The following is a 13,756-nucleotide window of genomic DNA, read 5'->3' as shown; positions in this document are numbered from 1 at the left end:
GCCCTGCCTATTGCAGGGCCGAGATCGCCAGGAACATCCCGCCCGACAGCACGGCCGTCGCCGGAACGGTCACCCCCCAGGCGGCGATGACGGTCATGAAATGCGACCGGCGCACCAGCTTGCGGCGGCGACGCTCCTCGGGGCCGAGCCGCTTGGCGCCGGGCTTGGTCAGGTTCGCCTTGCGCAGGCGCCGCTCGGCATGCCATTCGCGGAAGAAGCCCACGCCGAACACGCCGCCCACCGCGATATGGGTCGAGCTGACCGGCAGGCCCAGCCAGGAGGCGACGATCACAGTCATGGCCGCCGACAGCGCCACGCAATAGGCGCGCATCGGGTTCAGCTTGGTGATCTGGCTGCCGACCATGCGAATGAGCTTGGGTCCGAACAGCACCAGTCCGAACGAGATGCCGAAGGCGCCGATCACCATGACCCAGACCGGGATCGCCACCTCGCCCGAGATCTCTCCGGCCTGCTGGGCATGGACGATGGCGGCCAGCGGCCCGACCGCATTGGCCACGTCATTGGCGCCATGGGCAAAGGACAGAAGCCCGGCCGAGATCACCAGCGGCGCCGCGAACAGCAGCTTGAGCGAACGGTTGCGGTTTTCAAGCCCGCGCGACTGGCGCCGGATCAGCGGCACGGCGCCCAGCCCCGAGGCGATGCCGACGACAAGACCGATCACGACGGCATGGCCGATGGTGACATCGAAAAGATGCTTGAGCCCCTTCAGCGCCAGATAGGTGGCGAAGGTGGCTGCCATCACCCCGATCAGCACCGGCACCCAGGTCCTTGCCGCGGCGATCTTGTCGTCGCGATAGATCACCCGCCACTTGATGAAGGCCAGCATGCCCGCCGCGATCACCCCGCCCAGGACCGGCGAGATCACCCAGCTCAGGGCGATGGCGCCCATGGTCGGCCAGTTGACCGCGGCGATACCCACCGCGGCCACGCCCGCGCCCAGGACGCCGCCCACCACCGAATGGGTGGTCGAGACCGGGGCCCCGATCCAGGTGGCGATATTGACCCAGACCGCGGCCGCCAGCAAAGCGGCCATCATCGCCCAGGTGAAAGTACCGGAATCGGCCACGCTCTCGGGCGCGATGATGCCTTTCGAGATGGTCGAGACCACGTCGCCGCCCGCGATGAGCGCTCCCGCGCTTTCGCAGATCGCCGCGATGGCGATGGCACCGGCCATCGACAGCGCATTGGCCCCCACAGCCGGGCCCATGTTGTTGGCGACATCATTGGCACCGATATTCAGCGCCATGTAGGCGCCGAAGGCGGCGGCAGCCACGACGAACAGCATGCCGGGCGTGTTTCCGGTCACCAGCGCCGCGCCCAGCGCCGCGATCACGATGAAAGCCAGCGAGACCCCGACGCCCAGAAGCGGGCGCGACACGGTCTGCGCGGCGATTTCGACCCGCGACAGGCGCTTGAGGTCCTTGTCCAGTGTCTTCCACTGGCGGTCCTTGTAGGTCTCTGACAAGGGAAGCCTTTCCTTGCTCGGCCATCCTTTAGCGGGCAGTTTCCCGAAGGCCCGCCCACCAGCAGGTCTGGCAGGAGAGCGGCACCCGCGGACGGTCTGTCCCGGGCGGCTGAATGTCACCGAAACGGCCCATTCACAACCCCTGCCGCTGCAGCGGCGCGAGTCTTTTGCATGACAATCCGGCCAAAGACCGCCCTTGGGGTGACCGTCCTGCGACGCATGACGCTTTCCTGTTGCACTCATGGGTCAAGATCACATCTATGTCGCGAAACGGCCAGGCACCCCCGGCAAGCCTGTCACCGGCAGGCCTGTCACCGGCGGGCAGCGGCCCCGGACAAGCACGGGACAGCGCCCGTGCAGGCCGCAGCAATCAGGGACGCGACCGCATCGCCGGGGTCGGACAGACGCGGTTCAGATGGGCGCGGTTCGGACAGGCGCAGTTCGGACAGGCGCGGGAAAGGGACTGGACGCAGATTTGGCGATCGAAAGACAGCTTCCGCTCGGCCGCCAGATCGCGGCCCTGCCATTGCGGCTCGACAAGAAAGGCCGTCCGGACGTGCTGATGGTCACCTCGCGCGGGACCGGGCGCTGGGTCGTACCCAAGGGCTGGACGATGGAGGGCTGCCCGCCCTGGGTCGCGGCCGGGATCGAGGCGCTGGAGGAGGCCGGCGCCGAGGGCCGTATCTCCTCTCACAGCATCGGCAGCTACGAATATGACAAGCGGCTCGAGGATGGCAGCGTACTGCGCTGCCGGGTCGAGGTGTTCCCGATGCTGGTCTGCAAGCTCAGACGCAACTGGAAAGAACGCCACCAGCGCACGCGGCGCTGGTTCGCGCCCAAGGCCGCGGCACGGCGCGTCGACGAACCCGAACTGGCAGCACTGCTCAGGGGGCTCTCGCGCAAGCCCGAAAAGCTGCCGGTGATCCGCGACCTGCTCGGGCCGGACTGACCCACCCTGCCCCGATCCGCGCAGCGATGCCCCGGGCGGCAGTCCTGCCCGGAAAAGCGGCAAAGGCGCACGGACCGGAGCGCAACCGCGACTACCTGTTGACGCGGCGCACGCCCCGGGCGGAGGCTTCCGCAAGGAGCCCCGCGATGACAGCAGATGACGCCTATGAAGGATTGATGGCCGGCACGGCCCGCAGCCGCGGTCCGGACGCGGCCGATCTTCATGCCGTCGCCTCGATCCTCGCGCTGGCCCTGTCCGAAGCGGCCTCGCCCGGGGATCTGCCCGCGCATTGCGGACTGGAGGCCCAGGCGCTGGCCGAGCTGCTCGGCTCCCTCTTTCCCGCCGCGCCGCCGGAATTTCGCAGTGGCAGAAGCTCCGCCCCCCGCAGCGTCGAGGAAGACTCGGTGCGGAGCCTGCTTCTGGCCCATTCCTCTGCGACCCGGCTGGCCCGACCGCTGGCCGCGATGATCGCCCGCCGCGCGATGGAGCCGGACCATCTCTGGCAGGACCTGGGGCTGCGGAACCGGAAGGAACTCTCGGCGCTGCTGACCCGGCATTTCGGCCAGCTTGCCGCGAAGAACACCGCCAACATGAAATGGAAGCGGTTCTTCTACCGGCTGATCTGCGAAGATGAGGGCTTCGTTCTCTGCGCGGTGCCGGTCTGCACCGACTGCGCAGATTTCGACATGTGCTTCGGCGAGGAAAGCGGCGAGGCGAGGCTGGCCCGCGCGGGTCGGGCCGCCCCCTCGGGACAGCCCCCCGCTCAGGTCCTGAAGATGCGGTAGATCGCCGGGATCACCAGCACCGTCAGCATGGTCGACGAGGCCAGCCCGAACAAAAGCGACAGCGCGAGCCCCTGAAAGATCGGGTCCGCCAGGATCACCGCCGCCCCGATCATCGCCGCGAGTGCGGTCAGCAGGATCGGCTTGACCCGTGTCGCCCCGGCCTCGATCAGCGTCTCGACCGTGATCCGGCCCTCGGGATCGGCATGGCGGATGAAATCGACCAGCAGGATAGAGTTCCGCACGATGATCCCCGCCAGCGCGATGAAGCCGATCATCGAGGTCGCGGTGAAGGGCGCATGGAACAGCCAGTGCCCCAGCATGATGCCCGGAAAGGTCAGCGGCACCGGCGTCAGCACCACCAAGGGCAGCCGGAACGAGCCGAACTGCGCCACGACGAGGATGTAGATCCCGACCAGCGCCACCCCGAAGGCCGCGCCCATGTCGCGGAAGGTGACCCAGGTCACCTCCCATTCGCCGTCCCACAAGAGGACCGGCCGGTCCTCGGAGAGCGGCTGGCCATGCAGGCGGATCTCGGGCGCAGGCAGGCCCAGCGCCGCCCAGTCGACCCGGGCAAGCCGGTCCCCGACCGCCAACATGCCGTAAAGCGGTGCCTCGAAATCGCCCGCCAGATCGGCCTGCACCATCTCGGCATAGCGCCCGTTATGGCGGAAGATCGGGAACGAGGCCGCTTCCCCGGTCAGATGCACCACATCGCCCAACTCGACCACGCCGCGCCCGCCGGGCAGCACGTTGGCCGGAACCGGCGTCGCCAGCGCGCGCTCGTCCAGCACCCGGTCGGCCTTGTCGCGCGCGACCACGATGGGGATCGGCGCCCGGCCCTCGCCGCGATGCGAATAGCCGACCGTGGTGGCGCCGTTCAGCATCCTGAGCGTATCGAGCGCATCGGCCTCGGCGACATCGAAGAAGGCCAGGTCGGAGGGATCGGCCTCGGCCCGGATGCGACGGGCGCGGGTGCCGAAGCTGTCATCGACATCGACGATGAAGGGCGTGTCCTCGAAGGCCTGCCGGACCCGGGCCGCAACCGCGCGGCGGGTGTCGCCATCGGGGCCGTAGATCTCGGCCAGCAGCGTGGCGATGACGGGCGGGCCGGGCGGCGGCTCGACCACCTTCAGCACGGTGCCCGCGGGCAGCTCGAGCGTCCCCAGCCGTTGGCGCAGGTCAAGCGCGATGGCATGGCTTGTCCGGTCGCGCGCCTCCTTGGGCGAGAGGTTCACCTGCACATCGCCTTGCTCGGGGCTTTCACGCAGGAAGTAATGCCGGACGAGCCCGTTGAAGTTGAAGGGCGCGGCGGTGCCGGCATGGGTCTGGGCCGAGACCGCCTCGGGCATGGCCAGCGCCACCCGCGCGGCCGCCTGCGCCACCGCGTCGGTCGCCTCGACCGAGGCACCCTCGGGCAGGTCGATGACGATGGCCAGTTCCGACTTGTTGTCGAAGGGCAACAGCTTGACCGTCACGTCCTTGGTATAAACCGCGGCCATCGAGCCGAAGGAAACCGTCGCCACCCCCAGCAGGAAAACGAGGCTGATCCATTTGCGCGACAGGATCGGCCGCACGAGATGGGCGTAAAGCCGCCCCAGCCGCCCGCCCGGATGGCCCGCCCCCGCGCCCCCGGCATGCAGAGGCGCCCGGCCCGCGATCTTCAGCATCAGCCAGGGCGTGATCGTCACCGCGACGAAGAAGGAAAAGATCATCGCGGCCGAGGCATTGGCCGGGATCGGGCTCATGTAAGGCCCCATCATCCCCGAGACGAACAGCATCGGCAAAAGCGCCACCACCACGGTCAGGGTCGCGACGATGGTCGGGTTGCCGACCTCGGCCACGGCCTCCACCGCCGCCCGCACCCGGCTGTCGCCCGGTTTCATCATCCCCCAGTGCCGGGCGATGTTCTCGATCACCACGATGGCGTCGTCGACCAGGATGCCGATGGAGAAGATCAGCGCGAACAGCGACACCCGGTTCAGCGTGTAGCCCATGGCATGGGCGGCAAAGAGCGTCAGCAGGATCGTCACCGGAATGACGATGGCCACCACCAGCGCCTCGCGCCAGCCGATGGCAAACAGCACCAAAGCCACGATCGAGACCGTCGCCAGCCCCAGATGGAACAGAAGCTCGTTGGCCTTCTCGGACGCGGTGTGCCCGTAATCGCGCGTGACCTCGACCGCGACCGTATCGGGGATGAGCCCGCCCTTCATCTGCTCAAGCCGGGCCAGCACCTGTTCGCCGACCACCACGGCATTGGCGCCCGCCCGCTTGGCCAGCGCCAGCGTGACCGCAGGCCGACGCACGATCTCGCCATCCGGGCCGCGGACGAGGCTTGCCACATGGTGTTCGTCCAGATCCGAGACAAAACCGATCTCGGCCAGATCGCGCAGATAGACGGTGCGGCCGTCGCGCGCGGTCAGTTCCAGATTGCCGATCTCGGCCGGGCTCGCCAGCGTCCGGCCCAGCACCAGCCCGACCTGCTGGCCGCCATCGCGCACCAGCCCCGCCGGGGCGGCGGCATTGGCCCCCGCCACCTTCTGCGACAGCTCCTGCAGCGTGATCCCGTAAAGCGCCAGCTTCTGCGGGTCGGGGGCGACGCGCAGTGCCTCTTCGGTTTCGCCGACAAGATAGGTCAACCCGACATCCTCGATCCGGACCAGCTCGGTCTCGGCCTCGCGGGCGATCCGGGTCAGATCGGCAGCAGTCACCGCGCTCTGGCCGAAGGTGGGCGTGAAGGTCAGCGTGACGATGGCCACGTCGTTGATGCCGCGCCCCACGACCAGGGGTTCGGGGATACCGACCGGGATGCGGTCCATATTGGCCAGGATCTTGTCGCGCACGCGCAAGATCGCGGTATCCTGGCTCAGCCCCACCCTGAAGCGCACGGTCACCATCGCCCGGTCGTCATAGGTCTGCGAATAGACATGCTCGACCTCGTCGATGCCCTTGACGATGGTCTCGAGCGGCTCTGTCACCAGCTTGACCGCGTCGACGGCCCGAAGCCCGTCGGCCCGAACATGGATATCGACCAGCGGCACCGAGATCTGCGGCTCTTCCTCGCGCGGCAGGGCGATCAGCGCGATCAGCCCCAGCGCCAGCGCCGCCAGCAGCAGAAGCGGCGTCAGAGGCGAGCGGATGAAGCCCCTGGTAAGATATCCGGCCAGGCCGAGGCGGCGGGCGGCGGGGCGCGGCGCGTCACTCATCGGGGCTCACCACGCGGTCGCCGGCTTCAAGCCCGGTCAGGATCTCGACCCGGTCGCGGCCGTCATGGGTGAGGCGCTCGCCCGGCACGACCACGCGTTCTACCGGACCATCGGGTCCCGTCACCGCGACGAAATCGAGCCCGCCGCGATGCGTCACCGCCCCCGGCGGCACCAGCAGCGCCTGCCGCGTGCCGACCGGCAGCCGGACCGGCACCCGGCGCCCGACGAAGCGACCGTCGAGCCCCTCGACCTCGACATCGGCCAGCACCCGGCCGCCCTCGATCTGCGGATAGATCTTGACCAGCCGCCCGCTCTGGCCGTCGCGCCCGATGCCGACGGCGATCCGGTCGCCCGGGCGCAACGCCAGCGCATGGCGTTCGGGGATCGCGAGGCGCAGGAACAGCCCGCCGCCGCCGATCTCGGCCAGGCTGTCGCCCGCCACCAGCACCGAGCCGGGCGAAACGGGCACCGAGAGCACCAGCCCGCTGCCGGGCGAAAGCACCGCCCCCTCGGCGACCTGCTCCTCGATCACCCGGCGCTGAGCGGCCGTGCTGTCGATCTGGCCCTCGAGCTCGGCCACCTCGGTCGCAAGCTGGTCGAGCCGCTGCCGGGTGACGACGCCGCGTTCGCTGAGCGCCCTGCCCCGGTCGAGATCGCGCCGCGCGGTCTCGAGCTGTTTGGTCAGCGCCGTCAGCGTCGCGTCGAGCGCGCGCATCTGGAAGACGAGCTTGTCATCCTCGATCCGCGCGATTTCCTGCCCGGCCTCGACCGGATCGCCCTCGATCACGGTCAAAGAGACCACCGTACCGCCGATCCGGCTGCGCGCGGGCACCCGGTTGCGGGCCTCGACCTCGCCATAGACCGGCTTCCATTCGGTGATCGTCACCGGCGCCAGAACCGTTTCGGCCGCCGCGGCGGGCAGGGCCGCCAGAAGCACGAGAATCAAAGCGAGTCGACGCCACATCGCCATATCTCCTTTCAGGCACCGTCTTCCCTGGGCACGAGGTCCGGACACTGGGCCCGGACGTTTGGCCCGGGCGGCCCCCGCGATCGCCCCCGTGATGAACCTGTCACGGCAAAACAAATGCAATTTATTGAATAAATGAGGCGGATTGCCCGGATTTGCAAGGCCCCGCGCCCCGGATGTCCCGGCGCCGCCCCGATCCATCCGGAGAAGGCCAGGCTTTTCCGCCGGATACCCGAAATCGCAGCGAAGGCGCCATTGCCGGACGGCCTCCGCTGCGACATCGCGCCCCGGCCGCCCGCCGCCGGAATCCTGCCTGAAACCGGCCAGCAGGCGCGCGGCGATCCGCCTAAAACACACCCGAAAAGCTTGTTCGCTTTTGCCCCCCCGCCTATCCTGAAGACCTTCCGGAGGGCCGTAGGAGGCGGCACCGACGCGCACCGCATTGAAGCCAGTCAGATTGAATTGACCAGTAAGCCGGGCTGGCGGGCGCCCGGCCCTTCGCCCAGCCTTGTGACCCGGATGATTTCGATGTTTCACAACATGCCAGAGCCCAGCCCCACCGTATCGAAGGCAAATCCCTCCGAGAGTCTGACCGAGTTCGCACTCGAATCGCTTCTGGCATCGCCCGAAGGCTGGCGGTCCTTCGCGCGCGACAGCGTCTTCGACTGGCCCGATGTGCCGCCGCTGGCGCTTATCTTCGCGCTCGTCAATGCCTCGGCACAGATCGAGGCGATCTTCTCGGAAGGCAGCCCGGCACGCAGCGCGGCACAGACCGGGTTCCGGCTGGCGGGGCTGCTCTCGGCCGATCTCTACGCCATGCAGAGCCTCGGCCTGCCGCATGCCCGCGCCGCCGACTTCTCGGATTACTGGCACAGTTCCGACCCCTATTTCCTGACCCTCTGAGCGCGCTTGAACCACCTGCCCCCGGCATGTCACCAAGGGCAGCAGAGATCCGCAGGGAGCGCGCGCATGACCCGCAACGAGGACAAGACACCGGCCAGGAGGACACCGGACGTGGCCGCCAGCCCTGCGCTTCCGCAGCTGGCGCCTGCCCGCAATGGCGGCCTGCCGCTCGACACCGGCTGGATCGCATCGACCCGGGTGAACCGCCCGGCGGCCGAACGCCATGTCGCGGGTCTGGCAGCGCGACGGCCGGCCGATCCGGGCACCGAGGCCGCCTGGCTTCTGCGGGCGGTCGGGCTGATCGACCTCACGACGCTATCGGGCGACGACACGCCGGGCCGGGTGCGCCAGCTCTGCGCCAAGGCCCGGAACCCGCTTCGGGCCGATCTGCGCGCGGCGCTCGGCGCCGGGCCGGTCACGACGGCCGCGATCTGCGTCTATCACGAGATGATCGCCCCTGCCCTCGCCGCGCTCGAGGGCTCGGGGCTGCCGATCGCGGCGGTCTCGACCGGCTTTCCCGCCGGGCTGTCGCCCTTTTCCACCCGGCTGGCCGAGATCGAGGCCAGCGTGGCGGCCGGCGCCTCGGAGATCGACATCGTGATCTCGCGCCGCCACGTCCTTCTGGCCGACTGGCAGGCGCTTTATGACGAGATCGCGGCCTTTCGCGCCGCCTGCGGGCCCACCCACATGAAGGCGATCCTTGCGACGGGCGAGCTGGGCACGCTGACCAATGTCGCCCGCGCCAGTCTGGTGGCGATGATGGCGGGGGCCGATTTCATCAAGACCTCGACCGGCAAGGAGCCGGTGAACGCGACCCTGCCGGTCGGGCTGACCATGTGCCGGATGATCCGCGCCTATCGCGAGGCGACGGGGGTCAGCGTGGGCCTCAAGCCTGCGGGCGGAATCTCGGCCGCCAGCGATGCGCTCGACTGGCTGGGGCTGGTGGGCGAGGAACTCGGGCCGCGCTGGCAGGAACCCGCGCTCTTCCGCTTCGGCGCCTCCTCGCTTCTGGGCGCGATCGAGCGGCGGCTGGACGAGATCGCCTTCGGGGCGGGCAGCACTCCGCGCCGGCATGCGGCGGGTTAGGGCGATGGCGCCGACCGCCCTCGACCGCGGCCCAGGCCGCGCTCCCGATGCCGAGGCCCGCGCCTGGATCGGCCGGCATGACGGCCGTTTCGGGCCCTGGATCGCCGGATCGCTCCGCCCCGGCGGGGATACCGCCACGATCTGCTCTCCGGCGAGCGGCGCCGAGCTTGCCCGTCTGGCCGATGCAAGCTCCGCCGATCTCGCCGAGGCGCGCGCGGCAGCGGCGGCGGCCCAGCCGCTCTGGGCCGCGCTGCCCGACGCCGTGCGGGCGCGGCATCTGCAGGACTGGGCCGGGGAAATCGCGACGCGGGAGGGCTGTCTGGCACAGCTTCTGGCGCTCGAGACAGGGCGCCCGGTCCGGGCCTGTCGTCGCTGGCTGAGCAGAGACCTCGCAGCCCTCCGGCAAACCGCCGACAGCCTTCTGGCGGGCGCCGCCGACCGGCCCGGTTCTGCCCCGCTCGGGCTTGTCGCGCCAGAGCTGGAGCCAGGCCCCTCGCTCGGGCGGATCGCCCCGGCGCTGGCCGCAGGAAATGCTGCGATCCTTGCGCCCGGACCAGCCGATGGACGCCTGGCCATGCTTTGCCTCGCCGACGCCGCCGGAACGGCCGGGCTGCCTGCCGGGCTGCTTTCCGTTCTTCCTGGCGCCGCAGAGGCCTTGTCCGACCTGGCGCGGCCTCCCATCGCGACATTGCGCGGACCCTGCCTGCATCTGGTGCTGGAGGATGCCGATCTCGATGCCGCCGCCGACGCCATCGCGGGCCTGCTGGGCGATCCGCCGCCCGGAACCGCCGGTCACTGGCTGCTGGTGCAGGACTCCGTCGCCGAACGGCTCCATGCCCAGCTGGCCGGACGGATGGCACGGCTGATCGTCGGCGACCCGCTCGATCCGGCCACCGATCTGGGGCCGCTGCCCAATGCGGCGCTCCGCGACCGGCTGAGCACCGCGCTGGCCGAGACCGGCGGCGTCACGATCCAGCCCCTGCCGCGCCTGCCCGAGAGCGGCGCCTTCATGGCCCCGGCCCTGATCACCGGACTCGCGCCCGCGATGCCCGAGGTCACGACCGGCCTGCCCGGCCCGGTGCTCCTGTCGATGAGCTTCCGGACCCCGGCAGAGGCCATCCGGCTGGCCAATGCCATCCCGCCTGCCCCGGCCGCGAGCCTCTGGAGCGAAACGCTGGCAACCGCGCTCGATATGGCAACCGCACTCGAGGCCGGGACGGTCTCTGTCAACGGCGCCGATCTCGACCCCGCCCCCGATCCGCTGGAGCTGTGGCAAAGGCCTGCGGGCCTTGCCCCGGCCCGGCCCGAAGCCGCCGCCACAGGCCCCGCGCCTGCACCATCGGCCGCATTGACGGCAGCCCGCAAAATGCAGCCCGGCTGGGCCGGGCGCAGCGCCGCCGAACGGGCCGCGATCCTGACCCGCGCCGCCAAATTTATCGCGGAACGCGCCGCAGGCCCGGCCGACCGGCTGGCCCGCGCGGCCGGAACGGCCGCGACCGCCCACGCCCCCTGGGCCGAAGCGCAGGGCAGCGCCACCCTGACCCGGCACAGGCCGCTTGGCGTGATCGCCCTGCTTTGCCCCGAGCTTTGCCCAGCGCCTTGCCCTGCGCCTTGCCCGGCACCTTTAACCGAGGCCGCGCTGCCGCTGGCCTCGATCCTGGGACCGGTTCTGGCAACGGGCAATGGCGCGCTGGTGCATCCCGGCGCGGGCGCCGGGACCGAGGCCCGGGCTCTGATCGGAGCCCTCGAAGCCTCCGGGATGCCGAAGGGACTGGTGGGGATCGTGTCGGGGCCGCGCGCAGACCTTGCCTCCGGGCTTGCCGCGAGGGTCGATCTCGATGCGCTCTGGTGTTTCGGCGCCTCGGATCTGCCGGAAGACCTGCCGGCACGGGCGGCCACGACCGGAAAGGCACTCTGGCTTTCAGAGACCGGCACCCCCGAAACCTGGAGCGGCCCCGGAGGCGCGGGCGATCTGTTCAGGATTGCCGCCGGACGGTTCCGGACCCTCCGGCTGAGCTGGGGCGCCTGACCGCGCCCCCCGGCCACTCAGCGCGAGAACACCCGGCGCCAGAAGCCCTCGGCACGGTCGCCGACCGACTCGAGCGATTCGCCCATCTCGTCCAGCATCGGCTCGATCCGGTCTTCCTTGAACCGGGCCAGCAGCTGCCAGATCCAGATCACCAGCGCGGCCAGGGCGCCGAGGAAGAGGATGTTGAACCACGGGATGGGGCTTTCATCCGGGCTGCCCACCGGACGCAGTTCGACCGCGTTCGGATAGATCGAGAGATATTCGTTGCGCCAGCCGTAATGGGTCACGACCACCCAGTCGGGGTTTTCCTTGTCCGAGATCAAGTCGCTGGCCTTGGCCTGCAGGTTCGAGGTGTCGAACTTGAAATAGGGCGGCCAGCCCCAGCCGGTATCCTCGTTGCGGAAGACGACGGGCTTGCCGTCGCGGTTGAACGTCTCGATGAAATTGACGAAGCGGCTTTTGTCGCCTTCGCTGTTCCCGGCGCCGTTATTGGCGAAGAAGATCCGGTTCTCGCCGAAAGTGATCTGACGTTCCTTGGTCGCGGTGATCCGCACCACGTCATGCTGGGGCAGCGTGTAGTGCAGGAAGCCCGCGATCACCAGGACGACGATGGTGACGATGGTCCATTTGACGTAAGCCATTCGAGCCTCACATGTAATTCGTGATATAGATGATCGTGCCGACGACGATGGCCGGCACGACATAGACCCCGAGGATCAGCTTGCGCCGGAGCGAGCGGTCATATTGCCTCAACCCCTCCTCGACATAAGCCTGGCGGTCGCCGATGCGGACCTCCTCGTCCCATTCCCGTCCGAGCTTGCCGCGTCTGACCGCACGGGAATAGAGCGACACGGCGACATAGATCACCGTGAGGATCACGAACCCCGCAAGTGCGAAACGCAGGAATGCGAACATTGTTCCCTCCAGCGGGACAGGCGCGCCCCGTTCCGGGGATGAATATAGGACCCCCCGATACGATTTGCACGACAGCCGCGCAGCGCGCGTGCCCTCCGGGCGCGATTGCCGCAGCCCGGGCATGGCGCTAGGTTCGGGTCATGGACAGATCTGTGGAACATGGGCTTGAACAGGCGGTCGCGGCGGGGCGCGGCGAGGTGGCGGCGCTGGCGCGCGATCTCATCCGCATCCCCACGCTGAACCCGCCCGGGCGCAACTATCTCGAAATCTGCGAATTCCTCGGCGAGCGGCTGGCCACGAAGGGCTTCGAGGTCAGCTATGTCCGGGCCCGCGGCGCACCGGCCGACAGCGATGCCCATCCACGCTGGAACATGATCGCGCGGCATGAGGGCGCGGGCGAGGGCGACTGCGTGCATTTCAACGGCCATCACGACGTGGTCGAGGTCGGCCATGGCTGGACCGTCGATCCCTTCGGCGGCGAGATCCGCGACGGCCGGGTCTGGGGCCGGGGCGCCTGCGACATGAAGGGCGGCATCGCCTCGGCGGTGCTGGCTGCCGAGACCTTCGTCGCCACCTGCCCCGCCTATCGCGGCGCGGTCGAGATCAGCGCCACCGCCGACGAGGAATCGGGCGGCTTCGGCGGCGTCGCCTGGCTGGCCGAGCGCGGCTGGTTCGCGCCCGAGCGGGTCCAGCATGTCATCATCCCCGAGCCGCTGAACAAGAACCGGATCTGTCTTGGCCATCGCGGCGTCTGGTGGGCCGAGATCGAGACCAAGGGCCGGATCGCCCATGGCTCGATGCCGTTTCTGGGCGATTGCGCGGTCCGCCACATGGGCGCGGTGCTGGCCGAGATGGAGGCCACGCTGTTTCCGCTGCTGGCCGGGCGGCAGACGGCGATGCCGGTCGTGCCCGAGGGCGCCCGGTCCGCCACGCTCAACATCAACGCGGTCCATGGCGGCGAGCCGGAGCAGGCGGAAGGTTATGACGGATTGCCCGCGCCCTGCGTGCCCGACCGCTGCCGCATCACCCTCGACCGGCGGGTGCTGATCGAGGAGGATCCCGAGGAGGTCAAGCGCGAGATCCGCGCGCTGATGGAGCGGGTCCGGGCGCGCCGTCCGGGCTTCGACTACGAGATCCGCGAGCTGTTCGAGGTCCGCCCCAGCATGACCGACCGCGACGCCCCGGTGGTGCGCTCGGTCGAGCAGGCGATCGGCCGGGTGCTGGGCAGCGCGCCCGATTTCGTGGTCTCGCCCGGCACCTATGACCAGAAGCATATCGACCGGATCGGGCGGCTCAGGAACTGCATCGCCTATGGGCCGGGCATTCTCGATCTGGCGCATCAGCCCGACGAATGGGTCGGCATCAACGACATGGTCGAGGCCGCGCAGGTCATGGCGCTGACGCTACACGACCTGCTGGGCAGATGAGCG

General features: G+C 69.4%; 11 protein-coding genes. 6 read left to right on the top strand and 5 right to left on the bottom strand.

The annotated features are described in order from the left end of the window. Positions 1 to 7 precede the first annotated feature (7 nt). The gene (locus ACK8CO_RS14765; RefSeq protein ID WP_080617146.1) at positions 8 to 1,486 is read right to left on the bottom strand and encodes an inorganic phosphate transporter; all 1,479 of its coding nucleotides are present in this window, start codon (positions 1,484 to 1,486) and stop codon (positions 8 to 10) included. 475 nt (positions 1,487 to 1,961) lie between these two features. On the opposite strand from ACK8CO_RS14765, the gene ACK8CO_RS14760 reads away from it, so the two are divergent. Then, entirely contained in the window at positions 1,962 to 2,435 is a 474-nt protein-coding gene (locus ACK8CO_RS14760; RefSeq protein WP_231119127.1) for an NUDIX hydrolase, read from the top strand. Between the two features lie 146 nt (positions 2,436 to 2,581). Then, positions 2,582 to 3,220: a nitrogen fixation protein NifQ gene (locus ACK8CO_RS14755; protein WP_414897111.1), complete on the top strand. Its 639-nt coding sequence runs from the start codon at positions 2,582 to 2,584 to the stop codon at positions 3,218 to 3,220. Here the strand turns inward: ACK8CO_RS14755 and ACK8CO_RS14750 are convergent. Beyond that, positions 3,199 to 6,426 carry an efflux RND transporter permease subunit gene (locus ACK8CO_RS14750; RefSeq protein ID WP_414897110.1) on the bottom strand — a complete coding sequence of 1,076 codons (3,228 nt, stop codon included), beginning with the start codon at positions 6,424 to 6,426 and terminating at the stop codon, positions 3,199 to 3,201. The two genes, ACK8CO_RS14755 and ACK8CO_RS14750, sit on opposite strands and share 22 nt — an antisense overlap. Further along, a complete protein-coding gene (locus tag ACK8CO_RS14745; protein WP_414897109.1) occupies positions 6,419 to 7,390 on the bottom strand; it encodes an efflux RND transporter periplasmic adaptor subunit in 972 nt (323 codons plus the stop codon). The genes ACK8CO_RS14750 and ACK8CO_RS14745 overlap by 8 nt, the downstream gene beginning before the upstream one ends. 531 nt (positions 7,391 to 7,921) lie before the next feature. Here ACK8CO_RS14745 and ACK8CO_RS14740 point away from each other — a divergent pair. From ACK8CO_RS14740 to ACK8CO_RS14730, 3 genes are all read left to right on the top strand, one after another. Next, positions 7,922 to 8,296 (top strand): hypothetical protein, encoded by a 375-nt coding sequence (locus tag ACK8CO_RS14740; RefSeq protein WP_414897108.1) that lies wholly within the window; start codon positions 7,922 to 7,924, stop codon positions 8,294 to 8,296. Between the two features lie 66 nt (positions 8,297 to 8,362). Then, the gene (deoC, locus tag ACK8CO_RS14735) at positions 8,363 to 9,382 is read left to right on the top strand and encodes a deoxyribose-phosphate aldolase (protein ID WP_414897107.1); all 1,020 of its coding nucleotides are present in this window, start codon (positions 8,363 to 8,365) and stop codon (positions 9,380 to 9,382) included. 4 nt (positions 9,383 to 9,386) lie between these two features. Continuing rightward, entirely contained in the window at positions 9,387 to 11,411 is a 2,025-nt protein-coding gene (locus ACK8CO_RS14730; RefSeq protein WP_414897106.1) for an aldehyde dehydrogenase family protein, read from the top strand. A 17-nt stretch (positions 11,412 to 11,428) separates the two neighbouring features. Here ACK8CO_RS14730 and ACK8CO_RS14725 read toward each other — a convergent pair whose 3' ends face one another. Together ACK8CO_RS14725 and ACK8CO_RS14720 are read right to left on the bottom strand one after the other, a co-directional pair. Further along, entirely contained in the window at positions 11,429 to 12,052 is a 624-nt protein-coding gene (locus tag ACK8CO_RS14725) for a DUF1523 family protein (protein WP_080617153.1), read from the bottom strand. 7 nt (positions 12,053 to 12,059) lie between these two features. Continuing rightward, complete coding sequence (locus ACK8CO_RS14720) at positions 12,060 to 12,326, bottom strand: hypothetical protein (protein WP_080617154.1); 267 nt, start codon at positions 12,324 to 12,326, stop codon at positions 12,060 to 12,062. Between the two features lie 140 nt (positions 12,327 to 12,466). Between ACK8CO_RS14720 and ACK8CO_RS14715 the strand changes: the two genes are divergently transcribed. Further along, entirely contained in the window at positions 12,467 to 13,753 is a 1,287-nt protein-coding gene (locus tag ACK8CO_RS14715; RefSeq protein ID WP_414897105.1) for an acetylornithine deacetylase/succinyl-diaminopimelate desuccinylase family protein, read from the top strand. The last annotated feature ends 3 nt before the right edge of the window (positions 13,754 to 13,756 follow it).

Source organism: Rhodovulum sp. HP10 (assembly GCF_047553435.1).
GTDB lineage: Bacteria > Pseudomonadota > Alphaproteobacteria > Rhodobacterales > Rhodobacteraceae > Rhodovulum.
This window is presented reverse-complemented; position numbering and strand designations above follow the sequence as displayed.

Excerpts from the sequence above, each read along its gene's own strand:
- ACK8CO_RS14755 (WP_414897111.1), top strand. The coding sequence starts at position 2,582 with ATGACAGCAGATGACGCCTATGAAGGATTGATGGCCGGCACGGCCCGC.
- ACK8CO_RS14750 (WP_414897110.1), bottom strand. The coding sequence starts at position 6,426 with ATGAGTGACGCGCCGCGCCCCGCCGCCCGCCGCCTCGGCCTGGCCGGA.
- ACK8CO_RS14745 (WP_414897109.1), bottom strand. The coding sequence starts at position 7,390 with ATGTGGCGTCGACTCGCTTTGATTCTCGTGCTTCTGGCGGCCCTGCCC.
- ACK8CO_RS14740 (WP_414897108.1), top strand. The coding sequence starts at position 7,922 with ATGTTTCACAACATGCCAGAGCCCAGCCCCACCGTATCGAAGGCAAAT.
- deoC (WP_414897107.1), top strand. The coding sequence starts at position 8,363 with ATGACCCGCAACGAGGACAAGACACCGGCCAGGAGGACACCGGACGTG.
- ACK8CO_RS14730 (WP_414897106.1), top strand. The coding sequence starts at position 9,387 with ATGGCGCCGACCGCCCTCGACCGCGGCCCAGGCCGCGCTCCCGATGCC.
- ACK8CO_RS14725 (WP_080617153.1), bottom strand. The coding sequence starts at position 12,052 with ATGGCTTACGTCAAATGGACCATCGTCACCATCGTCGTCCTGGTGATC.
- ACK8CO_RS14720 (WP_080617154.1), bottom strand. The coding sequence starts at position 12,326 with ATGTTCGCATTCCTGCGTTTCGCACTTGCGGGGTTCGTGATCCTCACG.
- ACK8CO_RS14715 (WP_414897105.1), top strand. The coding sequence starts at position 12,467 with ATGGACAGATCTGTGGAACATGGGCTTGAACAGGCGGTCGCGGCGGGG.